This is a genomic window from Staphylococcus sp. IVB6214 (assembly GCF_025558585.1).
In the GTDB taxonomy this organism is placed as follows: domain Bacteria; phylum Bacillota; class Bacilli; order Staphylococcales; family Staphylococcaceae; genus Staphylococcus.
Map to the genome: position 1 here is coordinate 1,852,381 of NZ_CP094723.1, position 15,019 is coordinate 1,867,399.

Here is a 15,019-nt window from a genome sequence, read left to right on the forward strand (position 1 = left end):
TTCTACCAAAGAAATGTAATCTGTAACATATGGTGACCCATAAAAAAACACGCATGTACCCCCATCCGTACATACGTGTATAACTATTTATTATTATTTTAAAGTTAAATCTTTTCTAACGATAACGTGTCCTTCGTGTATCACTGTATCGACATGGTTGATACCATAGTGATAAGGAATGTACTCATGGTTTGGTGCATGCCATAGGACGATATTGGCTTTATCACCTTCATTAATCGTACCTGCATCGACATCCATTGCTTTCGCCGCATTCACCGTTACTGCATTCCATACTTCATTCGGAGATAACTTCAACTTCAACGCAGCAATCGCCATCACCATTTGTAAGTTATTTGTCACACAGCTACCCGGGTTGAAGTCTGTTGCAATGGCAATGGCACCATTGTTCTCAAGCATACCCCTTGCATCTGCATAATCATTTTTGCCGAGATAGAACGTTGTTCCCGGTAATAATACCGCCACAGTATCTGTATTTGCTAACTTCTCTTTATCTTCATCACTTGCTGCGACTAAGTGATCTGCTGAAATCGCACCTTCATCAATCGCTAAACCAAGTCCACCTAGCGGATCGATTTCATCGGCATGAATTTTCACACGGAAGCCTTGTGCTTTCGCTGCTTGGATATAGCGCTTTGAATCTTCTATTGAAAAGACACCTGTTTCACAGAAAATGTCCGCAAAGTCTGCAAGTTCTTTCACTTCAGGCAATAAGTCAATCATCTCTTGCAAGAAAGCTTCATTAGATGCCGCTTCTTTTGGAACAGCATGTGGTCCTAAGAACGTATGACGCATCTCAATGCCATACTTCTCTTGCAAACGGCGTGATACATATAATTGCTTCAGTTCATTTTCTTTATCTAAGCCATAGCCACTCTTACTCTCAACAGCTAATACGCCGTGATGAATCATCGTCAACAAATCATGTTCAGCCTTCTCAAACAGCTCATCTTCTGTTGCTGTTCTCGTAGCTTCAACTGTTGATAAGATACCTCCACCTTGTTCTAAAATTTCAAGATATGACAGGCCTTGGCGTTTCAACGACATCTCATGTTCACGAGAACCACAGTGCACGAGATGTGTATGTGCATCTACGAGTGCAGGGGAAACAACACTGTGTGACGCATCAATCACTTCTTGTGCTTCATATTCATCTGTATAAGGACCCGAATAAACAATTCGACCGTCTTTTACAACAACTGTTCCATTTTCAACAATCTTCAATTCGTCCAATTCTTTTCCTTTTAATGGGCGATCTGTCGATTTTGGTAAAATCAATTGTTTAATGTTTTGGATGATTAAATCATTCATTATTTATCCTCACCTTTACGTGTAATCATTGGCATATCAACATCTTTCTGTTTCGCTGTTTCAATCGCAATATCATAACCTGCATCAGCATGTCTTACAACACCCATACCAGGATCTGTTGTCAAGACGCGCTTCAATCTACGCTCTGCACGTTCTGTTCCATCTGCTACAACTACCATACCGGCATGTAATGAATAACCCATACCGACACCGCCACCATGATGCACAGAAATCCATGATCCACCTGCAGCCGTATTCACAAGCGCATTTAAAATCGCCCAGTCACCAACTGCATCCGAACCGTCTTTCATTGATTCTGTCTCACGGTTTGGTGACGCTACCGAACCTGCATCTAAATGGTCTCGTCCGATAACGATAGGTGCAGAAATTTCACCTTTACGCACTAATTCATTCAATGCAAGTCCCATTTTGGCACGATCACCATAACCAAGCCATGCAATGCGTGATGGTAAGCCTTGGAATGCAATTTTTTCAGTTGCCATATCTAACCAACGCATCAGTTTTTCATCTTCAGGGAACAATTCACGCATCAATTCGTCTGCACGTTCGATATCTTTCGGATCACCCGACAGTGCGGCAAAGCGGAAAGGCCCTTTTCCTTCACAGAACAATGGTCGAATATATGCTGGTACGAAACCTGGAAAGTCAAAAGCATGTTCCAACCCTTCATCGAATGCCACTTGTCGAATATTATTACCGTAATCAAATGCAACTGCACCTTGTTGTTGGAATGCAAGCATCGCTTCTACATGTTTTTTCATCGATTGCTTCGATAATGTCACGTAGCGTTCTGGATCTGTTTCACGCAACGTATCCGCCTCTTCCAATGAATACCCTTCAGGTACATAACCATTCAATGGATCGTGTGCAGATGTTTGGTCTGTCACAATATCAATCTTGAAGCCACGTTGTAAAATTTCGTGATGCACTTCTGCTGCGTTGCCAACTAAACCAATCGCAAGTGCTTCACCCTTCTCTTTCGCATCTTGTGCACGTTCAAGTGCTTCATCCAACGAATAAGTAATTATATCGCAGTAGCGTGTCTCAATACGCTTTTCAATACGTGACGGATCCACGTCTACGCCAATCACAACTCCTTCATTCATTGTGACTGCAAGTGGCTGAGCACCACCCATGCCTCCAAGACCTGCCGTCAAAGTAATTGTTCCTTTTAATGAACCATTAAAGTGTTGATTGGCAAGCTCGGCAAACGTCTCATAAGTCCCTTGTACAATCCCTTGAGAACCGATATAAATCCAACTTCCTGCTGTCATTTGACCATACATCATTAAGCCTTTACGATCCAACTCATGGAAGTGTTCCCAGTTTGCCCATTTGGGTACAAGTACAGAGTTAGACAGTAAAACACGTGGTGCTTCTTCGTGTGTCTTGAACACAGCAACTGGTTTTCCTGATTGTACAAGCATTGTCTCATCACTTTCTAAGCGACGCAATGTATTGACAATCGCATCAAATGACTCCCAGTTACGTGCAGCTTTACCGATACCACCATAAACAACAAGCTTATCTGGGTGTTCTGCAACTTCAGGATCTAAATTGTTGTATAACATGCGTAAAACTGCTTCTTGCTCCCATCCTTTACACTCAATATCTAAACCTTTTTTCGCTTTTACAACTCTAGACATAAAACATCTCTCCTTTGTTTTAGAAAATCAATAAACTGATTGGAATCGTAATTAATAATGTCAAAACAACACGGATAAACCAGATTGCAGCAAGTTTCCAAACAGGAATTTTAATCTCAGTAGCCAAAATACACGGTACTAATGCTGAGAAGAAAATGATCGCCGAAACACTCGTGATTGCGACAACAAATCTAACTTCTAATGCTGCTTGTGCTGCGATTAATGATGGCAGAAACATTTCAATAATGGATATTGCTGATGCTTTTGCCAGCAATGCTTGATCAGCGATTGGGAACAAATAAACGACTGGATAAAAAATATAACTCAGCCAATCAATCACAGGTGTGTAATCTGCCAATAACAAGCCAATAAACCCAATGGATAGAATAGATGGTAAGATTGCAATCGTCATCTCTAAGCCATCCTTGATATTCACCCAAATATTTTTTAACAATGGTAACGACTGATGAGATTGCTTTTTCGCTTCTTGCCATGCTGCAACAAGGCGGCTCCCCTCTACTGCTTCTTCCTGCTCACCTTGTTGATCATCATAATAAGCTTCCGACTCTCTAGAAATCGGTGGTAGATGTGCGGAAATAGCTGTTACTGTGAACGTAATGATTAAACAGAGCCAGAAATAGAGATTCCAGTGATTCATTAAGTCAAGTGTCCGCGCTACAATCACCATGAACGTCGCAGATACAGTGGAAAAGCCAGTCGCAATAATGACTGCTTCTTTTTTATTATACATCCCATCTTTGTATACGCGATTCGTAATCAACAATCCTAATGAATAACTGCCGACAAATGACGCTACCGCATCAATCGCTGACTTACCCGGTGTTTTGAATATTGGTCGCATAATCGGTTGCATGAGTACGCCGATAAATTCCAAAAGTCCATAACCGACTAACAATGAGAGTGCCACTGCACCGATTGGAATAAGTACACTTAATGGCATCATTAATTTATCGAATAGGAACGGACCGTAACTTTCTTTGAATAGAATTGCGGGTCCTATTTTGAAGACATACATAACCCCGATGATAGCCCCCAATATTTTGAATATGACTAAAATTGCATCTGTCACGGACTTCTGAAAATCTTTTCTTTTCAATGGTAACAACGCACCGACTAATATCATCGCTAAAGCTAAGTAAGGCATTGCTTCTCCCATCAATGCTCTAAAACTTAAATGCGCATGATCGACTAGAATCGTTTCATTGTCCCCTAATCGCAGTGGTATGAAAAAACAAATAATACCGAGTCCACTGTACACCCAGAACTGCCACATGTCTTTCCCCTTCATGTCATTCCTTCGTGTTTCTCGTTGGTGTCTATTCATCACATCACCCCTTTGTATATTCTCTTGTGACTTAAGCACCTAAAATTTTTGTTACTTTCTTACGTTCGGAATTATCTGATTTCAATACTTGCTATCTTTCCAAATACCTTTTTATTGTGACATGACACATTTATCGTCCTCATTCACATTGTAGTATGCTATTCTATAAATAACTAATATTAATAAACTAATTATTGATAACTTAAAACTATAAACAGGAGGCATATATGAAAATCGTACAGTTGGAATACTTTATTGAAGTCGTCAACCGCAATAGTTTTACGAAAGCAGCTCAAGCATTACACATCAGTCAACCTTCACTCACAGCAACTATAAAAAAAATGGAACACGACTTAGGTTATCAGCTCTTAAAACGCAGTACGAAAGAGATGACTATTACTGAAAAAGGCATACAATTTTACAATCATGCTGTGACATTAGTGCAACAGTATCATCAAACGATGGAACGCATGTATGACTTGAAATTGAGTCAAACACCAAAAATTAAAATGTCTACAATTGAATCAACGGCTTATTGGGTTTCCATAGTCATCCAGCAACATCAGCAAAAACATCCGGATCAGCATTATCAAATTACCGAGACATTAAATCCGGAAATACTCGCACAGAAACTTATTAACTTTGAACTACATCTAGGGATTTCTAACGATCAAATACGTCATGAAGATGTCGTATCCGTTCCTTTATATGAAGAAGATTACGTCTTACTCGTTCCTGAAGATCAGTTCTCACAACAAAAATCTATCTCAATTAAAGGGCTGCCACTCATCGTTCCGAACAAACCCTATCAAGTTCGTAAGCATATCGAGGATTATTTCACACATTTGGAAGAACGACCAAATATCGTCATGGAAGTCGAACGTTTTGAAGCGGCGACGAACTTTGTTCACCAAGGTATGGGCTATGCGGTAATTCCAAGAATGTACTATCAGTCACGCCACACACAGCGCTTGAGTGCCATCAAAATTCTCCCAACCATCAAGCGGACTATTTATATTAACTATGCACGCCATCGCCAATACGGTTCACATGTTCAAGATTTAGTGGCAGCTTGTCAGCATTATTGGGGGACAGTCTAACAAAAAAGAAGCATAAATACCCTTCACTTTGAAAAGATATCTATACTTCTTATTTAATGCTTAATCATGAATCAGATACGTCAGCATATGTGCAATCAGCTTTGCCGTTCGATTGTCAATATCGTATGTTGGATTCATCTCTGCGATACTCAAAGACGTCACTTTATCTGACTGTAATATACGTTCCGCCAACTCTAAGACCACACCCGGCATTAAGCCTAACACTGCCGGCGCACTTACACCCGGTGCATATGCACTATCAATGACATCCATACATATCGTAAACAAAATGACATCGTGTTGATGAATAAAGCTCTCGATTTTATTACGAATACGTGGATCAATACGTCCCTTCAATTCATCTGCAAGAACGTATTCAGTTTGACTTTCATCGGCATAATCGAACAAGCTCTGCGTATTACCAGCACGTTGAATACCTAAAACAAAGTAATCCAATTGTTCATCTTGTTCCAGCATTTGACGAAAGCTTGTACCTGATGTGGACGTTTCCGCATAACGATTGTCAAAGTGTGCATCGATATTAATCACACCAATAGATTTCCCCGGATTGGCTGCGCGCACACCCAGATACTGTGCATATGCAATATCATGCCCACCACCAAGCAAGAATGTGCGTGAGTGTTGTTGTAATAGTTGCGAGACATATTGTCCAAAGGCTTGCTGCGTTTCATATAATGTATCGGCATCATGCGTCACATTGCCGTAGTCAGTGATTGGCATATCTGACATCGTTGGTAATCCAGAAAATGCTCGTCGGATAGCGTCTGGACCTTCTTTGGCACCGATGCGCCCTTGATTCAAGGCTACACCTTCATCAATTGCATAACCGAGCAGTGCAACACCTGGATTATCTTCTACTTCAGACGACAGGTCACCAAACGCAACCGTTTGAAAATGGCGAAATGCAGCACGATCTGATTCACTATCTAAACGACCTGTCCATATGTCTTTATTTGGCTGTTGATACATAACTTCGTCCCCCTCTTTTCTCTTACTTCTAGTATACGTGTGTTGATACATGATTTTCAAACCTTCATGAATATACATGCAATATCTTTTGTCATATAAATTGTATCTCAACTGCACTACCGTTTCTTTACAATTAGATGATAAATATTATGAAACAATTTATTTATTGTATCGTTATGGTTATAATGGGGCATAGATTATTATCGAGACTTGATTGACTGTGTGGTAACATATTATTAAACGAGGTTGTGAAAGAAGCGGTTAGGGATTGAGCAGAACCCAAGCAATTCTCAAAATAGCTTTTTTATTTTGCGGAATTGCGACGTTCTGTCGAAAGCCCTGCTTCTTGAACACTGACATCACGAGGTTGTGAAAGAAGCGGTTAGGGATTGAGCAGAATCTGAGTAGCGATCAAAATCGCTCATCAAATTTTGCCAAAATCGTGTTAGTTCTGTTGAGAATTGGTTTCTCAGGATGCAAATTTATGATGACTCAACCCTATATCACAATAACGACACAGTTTACGAAATATCAGACAATCATGACTCATACTTACTATAATAGTGAACCTTTAAACGGAGGATTTAATATGAATCAATCGCGTATCTCAGGCTTTCAATGGGCAATGTCTATTTTTATTTTCTTTATATTAGCCTATGCAAGCCCGCTGATTTTACAAGACTTCCAAAAAGCGTCTGGCTTTAAGCCTTTTGTATTTGCGCTTAATAGTCTAGGGCCATTTATCGCCGCAGTTGTATGCTTGATTATTTTTAAGCACAAGCGCGAGCAGCTATTCGGTCTCAAGTTAACCATCAACTTTAAAGTGATTGAACGCTTATTACTTGCGATGGCAATCCCGCTAGTTATTTTTATCATTGGAATGTATATGTTCAATACATATGCTGACAGCTTCATCTTATTACAAGCTAAAGATTTATCAGAAACGATTTGGACAATCTTAATCGGTCACTTATTAATGGCATTTTTCATTGAATTTGGATTCCGTCTCTATTTGTTTAACTTAGTCGAATCAAAAATGCCTCACTTTTTCGCAAATGTTTTTGTCAGCTTCCTATATTTGATTTGGGATGTAAATACTGCATTTGGTATGCCTTACACTATGTATAGTGCCATTTATGTCTTTTCATTCTCAATGATTATCGGCGAACTCATTCGTGGTACAGGTGGACGTGCGATTTACATCGTAACAGTTTTCCATGCTGCTATGAACTTTGCGAAAGTCTTCTTTTTCAGTGAAGAACTCGGCGATGTCTTTTCAATGAAAGTACTTGCTTACGGTACCGGTGGCGTTGCAATTGTCGTTGTGACACTCGGTGTATTGTTCAGCATTCTCAACTTCTTCCGCCGTCGACGCCAAGCGGCTAAAGCTGAAACAGTAGCAGAAACACCCGTCGTTCAGACACATTCAGAGATTGCTACTTCAGAATCAGCATCAGAAACATCTATCGATACACATTCAGAAGTTGCCACTTCCGAATCGGGAACTGAAGTGACAAGCGAATCAGATATTGATACGTCAAACAAAACAACATTATCATAGTCAAAGCGGGATGTTCGACAATGCGAACATCCCGCTTTATATATTAATGTTTTAAGACTTTTACACCTTGTTGTGTACCAACAATTGCTTCCGTAGCCATATCTAAGAAGTAGCCCGTTTCTAGAACGCCCGTCAAATGAATTAAAAATTCATGAAATGCATAAGGATCCGTCTTTTCAGTTAAATGTACATCCAAAATATAATTACCATTATCTGTGACGAGTGGTTCACCGTCTGTCATACGCAATTCAACTGTTCCTTCAATATGTGCGTCAATGCGTTGTAAGACCAGTCGCCAATTAAAACAATCCACTTCGACAGGTAACTTAAACGTTTGTCCTAAATAATCGACAAGCTTTGTCTCATCTGCCAATACGACAAACTGTTCAGCCATTTCATCAATTACTTTCTCACGGAATAACGCAGCGCCACCGCCTTTTATCAAATTCAGTTCTGGGTCAATTTCATCTGCGCCATCAATCGCAAGATCAATATGTGTCGCATCGTTGACGTGTATCACAGGTATATTGAGTGATTTCGCCTGTGTTTCCGTTCTTTTTGACGTACAAACCCCCGTCAATTGATACCCTTTATCGTTGACTAACTTCCCAATTTCTGGTACAAGCAACTCGATTGTACTGCCCGTCCCAATGCCTAGTACCATACCATCTTCAATACGTGCAACCGCTTCTTCTAATGTCATTCGTTTCAATTGTTTCGTATCCATATGGCCCTCCCATTCCGTTCTACCAAAATTTTATTCCACTGTTTCCTCTTCAAAAATAAACACACGTTCTACCGGTTCATTAAACGCACGTGCAATTTTCATGGCTGTCACAATAGATGGCACAAATACATTACGTTCTATTAACGAAATGGTTTGACGAGAAACGCCTACTTTTTGTGCAAGTTGTGTTTGATTATAACCATCTCTCGCTCGCAACTCTTTAAGTCGATTGCGCATCTATGTCACCTCTTTCTGTAAAATCCCCTTACAATACTTGTACTGACAATTTAAGACTTCATCTTTAATTGATAAGATGTTTTTGAGTAAAATGGCGTATGTGCTGGCAAGATTGATGCCGCTTCTCCACCATATATATTGATATCATTTGGTAAACTTTGCGTTTCAATCGTAATCCCTGAATGTGGTTTATAGATATTCATTTGACTCTCCCAACCAGTTGGGTCGTTGAAAGTATAAAGTACCATTTGTGGCATATCCGTCTCCACATAAAGCGCACAATCATGGTTAGACACGATTAACTTCCCTTCATGTACTTCAAAAGGATGATCTAATCCGCCTACCTTCACAACTTGTTCTGCAATTGCTGGTTTGGTTGACGTAAAAATCGTATCCAGTTTGAGCGATTGCGTATTGAAGTAACGTCCCAAATCAATGACATCCTGTTCCGGCATACCAACTGCATTCAAAGGGAACATATAGAGCTTATCACTCGTTATTTCATGGTTATCAATGACCTTGTTATCTCGATTTAGATTGAAGTAAACGTGATTCGTTGGATTAAATAACGTATCTTCTGTTGACTCCGCAAAATATTCAATCGTCCACGTATCTGTTGTGTCATATGTATACACAATCTTTACTTCAATATCACCCGGGAAATCGTCTTGATCACTTTGCAAGGTTGCAGTAAAAATCACACGTACTTCGTCACTTTCTTCTTGTACTTCATATTCAAAAAGGTGCTGCCATAGGCCGTGACTGCCTCCATGCAAATGATGTGGTGCATCGTTTTGTTCCACACGGTATGACTGTCCGTTCAGTGTAAATTCTCCATTCTCAATACGACCAGCATAACGTCCTACTGCTGCACCAAAGAAGAACGGATGTGATGGGTAAAATTCATCCGCTTCGACTGCATTCCCTAGAACAATGTTGTTGTCATCTATTTTCCAACTCACGATACTTGCACCGTAGTTCGAGAAGACGACTTTTGTTTTTTTCGTACTAATCTTGATCAGTTCAATTCCATTCGTTTGTTGCTCAATAATAACATCCATACAGACTCGTACTCCTTTTCACTCCTCAACCCCTAGAAGGTAAAACCATCACTAGCACACCAATCACACAAATGATACCGCCAATGATATCAAACTTATCTGGTGGCTCCTTATCGACCCAATAAGCCCACATGAGACTTAAGACGATAAACACACCACCATATGCCACATAGACACGTCCAAATGTTGGAAAAGTTTGCAGCGTTGCAACGATACCATATAGTATCAATGCGATGCCCCCCAAGAAACCTAACCACATTGGCTTATCCGCACGCAGCCATAACCATATGAGGTAACCACCACCTATTTCGCATAAGCCCGCTAAAATAAAAATTGCCGTTGCGTAGACAAAATGCATCTTATCACCTCATATTCTTTAACCTTATTATATCAGCTTCTGATGATTTGTAATATCCTGAAATACGTCAATATAATACCACACCCAATCCCGCAATCTGTATGTGCGAAATTGGGTGTTTGCTCATCTTTATGAATGATTTTCTTTTTGGAATACACGTTTAAAGGTTGCAACGATTCCTTTTTCAAATGTAAGTACAGCATTTTTATATGTTTTCGCAGCAAGCCATGCGAGAACAACAATTAATACGATATGAATTGCAATTGCAATGATACCCTCCATCGTTGGCGTGCTCGGTAGTGATAATCTTGTCACTGTCACAAATGGAGAGAAGAATGGGACATAACTCAATATACGTACAATGAGATGATCTGGATTCGTTGCACCGAAGAAGCCGCCGTAAAAGCCCCCTATCATCAATAACGTCATCGGCATAAGTGATTGAGAGATATCTTCAATACGTGCTGTCATATTACCAAGTATCGCAGCAAGTATAATGAATGCAATGATACTGATGATAAAAAAGATAATGCCAAACGTTAACAGACGTGTTAAATGCGCTGTCCATTCAAAATCAATTTTCCCTAGCTTTTCACTTAAGTTAAATGCATAAAAACTCACAATGCCCGTTGCGATAATAATAAGCAATTGTGTTAATGAGACTGCAATCACACTCAATACTTTTGCAGCAATATGGACGACAGGTTTCACACTTGTAATAATCATCTCAGACACACGTGATGTCTTTTCTGTCGCCACTTCCATAGCTATTTGGTTAGCATAGTTTACGACAATAAAGAACATTAATACATTCAGGATACTTACCATCACACTGGATATCACTTCATCCATCTCTGATACGTTTTGATCGGCACCTTTGCCATTTTCACCAATCATCTTATCTGTCACTTGACTCTCAGCCTGTAACTGCTGTAACTCTGTTTGAGACAGATCCAAGCCTTGCGCAACCATTGTTTTTTGAATTTGTGAGAGCGTGGCTTGCCACATTGCTTTGTCCTTTTCAGATACATGTTCCGTATCAATAATCGTTCCTTTAAGTTGTTGCTGTTCTATTTGTGTCACTTCGACAATATAGTCTATGTCATCATCTTTCAGTGCTTTCGTTGCTTTGTCTTTCGTTAAATGTTGATAAGCAACTTTTTCATCGATGACTTTACCTTGTGTTTTAATCGCTTGATACACGCCATCATCTTGTGTCACAATCGCTACTTGCTCTGCGTTATCTCCACCATTAAACAAGCCGACAATCTTATCAATATTTGCGCCACCCACAATCAATAACATCATAAGAAGTGTCGTAATAATGAAAGACTTCGCTTTGATTTTATTCATATATGTGAGTCGAAAAGTTGCTAAAAATTTAGACATGTTGCTCACCTGCCTTTTGAATAAATATTTCATTGATTGTTGGTTCTAATACTTGGAAGCGACGTACAAATCCATGCTGTTGTACATATGCAAACAATGACTCTGCTACGGCCACATCATCAATTGTTAAATAAGTTGTTTCACCCTGTTGCTCATACTTCACTACACCAGGATATGCCGCAAGTGCTGTCAAATCATAATCTGCTTCAATCGCCACACGCTTATAACCAAATGCTTCCTTCACTTCATGTATCGACCCTTGAACCACCATTTTCCCTGCATTCAAAATACAGATATCATCACAAAGTTCTTCAACATGCTCCATACGATGTGAACTGAAAATGATCGTCGAACCATTCGCATTGAGTTCCTTCACTGCCCCTTTTAGTAATTCCACATTGACAGGATCCAAGCCACTAAAAGGTTCGTCCAAAATTAATAGCTCAGGTTCATGTAAAATACTCGCCAACAATTGGACCTTTTGCTGGTTCCCTTTCGACAGTGATTCAATCTTTTTATCTTTATTTTCCGTAATTTCAAAACGTGTCAACCACGTATCAATTGCCTGTTTGATTGCTTTCGGCTTCATTCCTTTTAACGTCGCAAGATATGTGAGTTCTTCATTGACAGTCAGTTTCGGATGTAAGCCACGTTCTTCTGGCAAATAGCCAATCACATCATACATATCTGATGTAATCGGTTTACCTTCATATGTAATTTCTCCTACTGTCGGCTCCATCAACCCTAAAATCATCCGGAAGCTTGTCGTTTTACCTGCACCGTTACGCCCGAGAAAACCTAACATCTTTCCTTTTTCTAATGTCAAATTGATATCATCAACGGCTGTAAAGCTTTTAAATCTCTTTGTCACATGAGAAATATTTAATGACATTGTCTTCCCTCCTTCACTTTGTTATTTATTATTGTATATAAAATTTAACCTTTTGACAATTGAATTTGTCAAAAAGACAATTTTATTTATCTTTATAAGTTTTGTCTATTTTCTTTTTACCATACATATAAATGGCGATAGAACTTAATATCGAATAGGGAATCATGACTGCCAATACCAACATGATGTGTTGAAGTGATAATGGATCGTCAGATAATCCCATATAAACTAAAATTCCTACGAATGTCATCCCAACGAACATCAAGACACCAAAAAGTGCCGCACCACGTCGTAACTTGTGGATCATTTGCGCATAACTTTGTGGATCATCCACTTCTGTATTATTTGCGCGATATTTCCTTAAATTGAGTTCTATCCAAAAAGTAATACTAAGAAACAACAACAATCCTAACGCTTCGATTGCAATGTTTTGTTGCAAGAAAATCTTTATCCAAATAGAGATGTTAAGGAGAATGATAAGTCCCCAGAAAAACCAAAGAAAATTTCCAGCTTGCACATGTCGAGAATGTTGAATTTCATATTCATCTTTAACTTGTTCACCATTAAATGTATTTAACAATTCTTGTTTAAATCCCATCATCCTCATCCCCTCTCACTTGAACGCGTTTTTTTATTGAAGAAGCCCATATAATAGTAGGTACAATGAATAAAAGTACATAAATTGATTCAGTGCTGTGCCAATATGGCAATTGTCCTGTTAATATAGGTGCTATTACATTCAGAGAAATGATTAAATACAAAAACAATAAAATCATATAAATAAAGTATTTTCGCTTCAAATGACGTTTCAATTGTTGTGCCTCTTCTTCTGTATCAACATAGTATTTATGATCTGTATAGTCTTTCAACAATGTCACACTACGCATCCCAATAACTATCAATAATATAGGCCCTCCAATTGTGAAAGCAGAAATTTGATTTGTCTCTATATCAATCGCAAATGAAAGTAGGATTAACAATCCTAAGCCAACCATTCCCATAATATTAGCCAATGCGAGTATTTCATCAATTTTACTTTTTTGATATTCATCCGGTTCTGTTGTCAAACCAACAAATCTTTTATACATACGCATATTATCTCTCCTTCCAAAATAAATCATTTAAAGTCACATCTAACGTTTCTGCAATTCGAATACATAAGTTCAAGGTTGGATTATACTTATCATTCTCAATCATATTAATCGTTTGACGCGATACACCTACACGTCGTGCGAGTTCCAATTGCGATACACCTTTTGCGACACGATATGCTTTCACTCTATTCACCAGTGTCATGATGACCTCCCAATTCTGCCATTTACGATGAGTCACTGACTCCCTTTGTGTCAAATATACACGACATCACACTTTCATGTCAAATATACACGACACATCTCTCAATAAAAAAGCAGGCCAAACAATTTGTTTGTAACCTGCTGTAATTCGGCTAAGACATATTCAAATTGTGTGTCGAGCAATTGATTGTCAGTGTTACAGAAGCAGGGCTTTCGACAGAATTTCGCAGCTCTACAAAATCAAAAAGCGATTTTGATCACTGCTCGAATTCTGCTCGATCCCTAAACGCTTCTTCCACAACCTCGTTCAATATTTATATGGATCATCTTGTGGTTTTCTATGTTGTGCTTCCAATTCATCCAAGTCAGCCAAAGGTTTGTCATCTTTATCAAGTGATGCAGTGTTGTCTGTTGTTATTTCATCTTGAGAATTGTTAGTCTGTGTGGCTTGTTCTGTGTACTTTGGTGATGGACCATATTGATTGGCTTCTTTTTTACTATCTAGCAACGTAATAATAAATGTAATAATTTGCACGATAAACAAGATAACAATCACTATCCCTGCAACAATAAACCAACCTGATTCTGCAGGAAGCATTGATGGCGATTCATTAACCGATTCAGGTGAAAATAAAATCCCTGAATCCCACATGCCAATAAAATATACCACGTTATAAATAATAGATAAAACTAACCCTAACATAGGAATCAGCATCGACATACTACGATCATGAAACCGACGTACGAGCAGTGCCAAGTTAGGAATAATGACAGCCAAACTGTACAATCCGATTAAAAGCCATAATAATAACGCAATAAAAGGGCCAATCTTTGGAACGAAAATCATGATGACTGCAATTAATGAGATTGAAACGGTAATAATCGTGTGCCATAGCGCCACCCACCAATATTCACTGCGTCGGCTACGCCCTTTAAAATTCACATAGTTTATCCAAAAAAGTTTGAATGCTTCTACAAACCCTACTCTTGGAAATTCATACATCATATTTTCCTCCTTCATTACCTTTTACATTTCAGATTTTATCATATTTCTTCGCATAAAAAACA

Annotated in this window: 16 protein-coding genes; 2 read left to right on the forward strand and 14 right to left on the reverse strand. The window is 39.0% G+C overall.

Annotated features, from left to right (window positions below; all coding sequences use genetic code 11):
• Window positions 1-93: 93 nt before the first annotated feature.
• Genes hutI through MUA51_RS09235 form a run of 3 tightly spaced genes read right to left on the reverse strand, consistent with a single transcriptional unit; the run spans window position 94 to window position 4,341 of the window.
• Window positions 94-1,329 (reverse strand): imidazolonepropionase, encoded by a 1,236-nt coding sequence (gene hutI, locus MUA51_RS09225; protein WP_262559525.1) that lies wholly within the window; start codon window positions 1,327-1,329, stop codon window positions 94-96.
• Window positions 1,329-2,996: a urocanate hydratase gene (gene hutU / locus MUA51_RS09230; protein WP_346657948.1), complete on the reverse strand. Its 1,668-nt coding sequence runs from the start codon at window positions 2,994-2,996 to the stop codon at window positions 1,329-1,331. The genes hutI and hutU overlap by 1 nt, the downstream gene beginning before the upstream one ends.
• Before the next feature lie 19 nt (window positions 2,997-3,015).
• The gene (locus MUA51_RS09235) at window positions 3,016-4,341 is read right to left on the reverse strand and encodes a YjiH family protein (protein WP_262559527.1); all 1,326 of its coding nucleotides are present in this window, start codon (window positions 4,339-4,341) and stop codon (window positions 3,016-3,018) included.
• Between the two features lie 227 nt (window positions 4,342-4,568).
• Between MUA51_RS09235 and MUA51_RS09240 the strand changes: the two genes are divergently transcribed.
• The gene (locus MUA51_RS09240; protein WP_262559528.1) at window positions 4,569-5,441 is read left to right on the forward strand and encodes a LysR family transcriptional regulator; all 873 of its coding nucleotides are present in this window, start codon (window positions 4,569-4,571) and stop codon (window positions 5,439-5,441) included.
• A gap of 60 nt (window positions 5,442-5,501) precedes the next feature.
• Here the strand turns inward: MUA51_RS09240 and hutG are convergent, their stop codons facing one another.
• Window positions 5,502-6,431, reverse strand: coding sequence for a formimidoylglutamase (gene hutG, locus MUA51_RS09245; protein WP_262559529.1), 930 nt, complete (start codon window positions 6,429-6,431; stop codon window positions 5,502-5,504).
• Between the two features lie 589 nt (window positions 6,432-7,020).
• Here hutG and sdpC point away from each other — a divergent pair.
• On the forward strand, window positions 7,021-7,992 hold the full coding sequence (sdpC, locus tag MUA51_RS09250; protein ID WP_262559530.1) for a peptidoglycan release complex CPBP-like subunit SdpC: 972 nt from the start codon (window positions 7,021-7,023) through the stop codon (window positions 7,990-7,992).
• Between the two features lie 43 nt (window positions 7,993-8,035).
• On the opposite strand, the gene rpiA is transcribed toward sdpC, so the two are convergent.
• The 10 genes from rpiA to MUA51_RS09300 form a co-directional block, all read right to left on the reverse strand.
• Window positions 8,036-8,719: a ribose 5-phosphate isomerase A gene (rpiA, locus tag MUA51_RS09255; RefSeq protein WP_262559531.1), complete on the reverse strand. Its 684-nt coding sequence runs from the start codon at window positions 8,717-8,719 to the stop codon at window positions 8,036-8,038.
• 30 nt (window positions 8,720-8,749) lie between these two features.
• Entirely contained in the window at window positions 8,750-8,956 is a 207-nt protein-coding gene (locus tag MUA51_RS09260) for a helix-turn-helix transcriptional regulator (protein WP_262559532.1), read from the reverse strand.
• A 50-nt stretch (window positions 8,957-9,006) separates the two neighbouring features.
• Window positions 9,007-10,017, reverse strand: a complete 1,011-nt coding sequence (locus MUA51_RS09265; RefSeq protein WP_262559533.1) for an aldose epimerase family protein — start codon at window positions 10,015-10,017, stop codon at window positions 9,007-9,009.
• Window positions 10,018-10,042: 25 nt separating this feature from the next.
• Window positions 10,043-10,375 (reverse strand): YnfA family protein, encoded by a 333-nt coding sequence (locus tag MUA51_RS09270; RefSeq protein WP_262559535.1) that lies wholly within the window; start codon window positions 10,373-10,375, stop codon window positions 10,043-10,045.
• Between the two features lie 129 nt (window positions 10,376-10,504).
• Window positions 10,505-11,764, reverse strand: coding sequence for an ABC transporter permease (locus MUA51_RS09275; protein WP_262559536.1), 1,260 nt, complete (start codon window positions 11,762-11,764; stop codon window positions 10,505-10,507).
• A complete protein-coding gene (locus tag MUA51_RS09280; RefSeq protein WP_262559538.1) occupies window positions 11,757-12,656 on the reverse strand; it encodes an ABC transporter ATP-binding protein in 900 nt (299 codons plus the stop codon). The genes MUA51_RS09275 and MUA51_RS09280 overlap by 8 nt, the downstream gene beginning before the upstream one ends.
• A gap of 82 nt (window positions 12,657-12,738) precedes the next feature.
• A complete protein-coding gene (locus MUA51_RS09285; protein WP_262559539.1) occupies window positions 12,739-13,254 on the reverse strand; it encodes a hypothetical protein in 516 nt (171 codons plus the stop codon).
• Window positions 13,244-13,744, reverse strand: a complete 501-nt coding sequence (locus tag MUA51_RS09290) for a hypothetical protein (RefSeq protein WP_262559540.1) — start codon at window positions 13,742-13,744, stop codon at window positions 13,244-13,246. Before MUA51_RS09290 ends, MUA51_RS09285 begins: the two co-directional genes overlap by 11 nt.
• A 7-nt stretch (window positions 13,745-13,751) precedes the next feature.
• Window positions 13,752-13,952: a helix-turn-helix transcriptional regulator gene (locus MUA51_RS09295; RefSeq protein ID WP_262559541.1), complete on the reverse strand. Its 201-nt coding sequence runs from the start codon at window positions 13,950-13,952 to the stop codon at window positions 13,752-13,754.
• Window positions 13,953-14,258: 306 nt separating this feature from the next.
• Window positions 14,259-14,954 (reverse strand): DUF805 domain-containing protein, encoded by a 696-nt coding sequence (locus tag MUA51_RS09300; RefSeq protein ID WP_481906533.1) that lies wholly within the window; start codon window positions 14,952-14,954, stop codon window positions 14,259-14,261.
• Between the last annotated feature and the right edge of the window lie 65 nt (window positions 14,955-15,019).